The 1,874-nt window shown below is 42.0% G+C and carries 1 protein-coding gene; it reads left to right on the top strand.

All coding sequences use genetic code 11. The annotated features are described in order from the left end of the window. Positions 1–1,874 (top strand): beta strand repeat-containing protein (locus ACFSJT_RS11545; protein WP_378320423.1); only part of this gene is annotated, 1,874 nt, incomplete at both ends.

Genomic DNA, 1,874 nt, shown 5'->3' with positions numbered 1-1,874 from the left:
CAATGCTTCTTTTACCGAAGACGGAACGAATTTGATCATCACAGATTCCGATGGTAGTACAGTGACGATTGCACTAGCGGATATCGATACCAACACTACCAATGCTTCTTTTACCGAAGATGGAACGAATTTGATCATCACTGATTCCGATGGTAGTACGGTGGCGATTGCATTAGCGGATATTGATACCAACACAACCAATGCTTCCTTTACCGAAGATGGAACGAATTTGATCATCACTGATTCCGATGGAAGTACGGTGGCGATTGCATTAGCAGATATCGATACGAATACAACCAATGCTTCCTTAACTGAAGATGGAACGAATTTAATTATCACTGATTCTGATGGAAGTACGGTGGCGATTGCACTAGCGGATATCGATACCAACACAACCAATGCTTCTTTAACTGAAGATGGAACCAACTTAATCTTAACAGACTCTGATGGAAGTACGGTGGCGATTGCACTGGCAGATATTGATACCAATACTACCAATGCTTCCTTAACTGAAGACGGAACGAATTTGATCATCACCGATTCTGATGGAAGTACGGTGGCGATTGCATTAGCGGATATTGATACCAATACAACCAATGCAAGTCTTACTGAAGATGGTACCAACTTAATCTTAACAGACTCTGATGGAAGTACGGTGGCGATTGCATTAGCAGATATCGATACCAATACTACGAATGCTTCTTTAACTGAAGATGGAACGAATTTAATTATCACTGATTCCGATGGAAGTACGGTGGCGATTGCATTAGCAGATATTGATACCAATACAACCAACGCTTCTTTTACCGAAGACGGAACGAACCTGATCATTACTGATTCTGATGGAAGTACGGTGGCGATTGCACTAGCGGATATTGATACGAATACTACCAATGCTTCTTTAACTGAAGACGGAACGAATTTGATCATTACCGATTCCGATGGAAGTACGGTGGCGATTGCACTGGCAGATATCGCAGCAGAAACAGATACCAATACAACCAATGCAAGTCTTACTGAAGATGGAACGAATTTAATTATCACTGATTCCGATGGAAGTACGGTGGCGATTGCATTAGCGGATATTGATACCAACACAACCAATGCTTCTTTTACCGAAGATGGAACCAACTTAATCTTAACAGACTCTGATGGAAGTACGGTGGCGATTGCATTAGCGGATATTGATACCAACACAACCAATGCTTCTTTTACCGAAGACGGAACGAATTTGATCATCACAGATTCCGATGGTAGTACAGTGACGATTGCACTAGCGGATATCGATACCAACACTACCAATGCAAGTCTTACTGAAGATGGAACCAACTTAATCTTAACAGACTCTGATGGAAGTACCGTAGCCATCGCATTAGCAGATATTGATACCAATACAACCAATGCTTCCTTTACCGAAGACGGAACGAATTTGATCATCACTGATTCCGATGGAAGTACGGTGGCGATTGCACTGGCAGATATTGATACCAACACAACCAATGCTTCTTTTACCGAAGATGGAACGAATTTGATCATTACCGATTCCGATGGTAGTACGGTGGCGATTGCATTAGCGGATATTGATACCAACACAACCAATGCTTCTTTTACCGAAGATGGAACGAATTTAATTATCACTGATTCCGATGGAAGTACGGTGGCGGTTGCATTAGCAGATATTGATACGAATACTACGAATGCTTCTTTAACTGAAGACGGAACCAACCTGATCATTACTGATTCCGATGGTAGTACGGTGGCGATTGCATTAGCGGATATCGATACCAATACAACCAATGCTTCTTTTACCGAAGACGGAACGAATTTGATCATCACAGATTCCGATGGTAGTACAGTGACGATTGCACTAGCGG

Origin of the sequence: Aquimarina celericrescens (assembly GCF_042682765.1) — a bacterium.
GTDB classification, from domain to species: Bacteria; Bacteroidota; Bacteroidia; order Flavobacteriales; family Flavobacteriaceae; genus Aquimarina; species Aquimarina celericrescens.
This window is presented reverse-complemented; position numbering and strand designations above follow the sequence as displayed.